Annotated in this window: 1 pseudogene; it reads left to right on the top strand. The window is 73.2% G+C overall.

Annotated features, from left to right (window positions below):
• Nucleotides 1–265: pseudogene (locus ACEN88_RS35570) on the top strand (GGDEF domain-containing protein); the annotation flags it as partial.

Below are 265 nucleotides of genomic sequence, written 5' to 3'. Positions count from 1 at the left end.
GCCGGCCTGCGCGCCCTGCTGGACCTGCGCGCCCGCGTGCAGGCCGCGCTCGACGAGGCGGAAGACGCACATACGTTGTCCGAAGCCTTGTGCGCCGCGCTGCGCGCGTGGCCGGGCGTGCTGCATGCGGGCGTCTTCCTGCTCAAGGAGGGCAACGATCTGCAACTGGAAGCCCAGCAGGGACCGGAGGGATTGCTGCTCGGCGCGCTGCTGCAGCGCACGGACCGCCTCCTGCAGGCGCCGCTGCGCCACGCATTCCCCGGCC

The sequence above is a fragment of the Massilia sp. CT11-108 genome (assembly GCF_047302915.1).
Classification (GTDB): domain Bacteria; phylum Pseudomonadota; class Gammaproteobacteria; order Burkholderiales; family Burkholderiaceae_D; genus Telluria; species Telluria orientalis.
The sequence above is the reverse complement of the archived record's forward strand: the minus strand, read 5'-3'. Positions and strand labels throughout refer to the sequence as shown.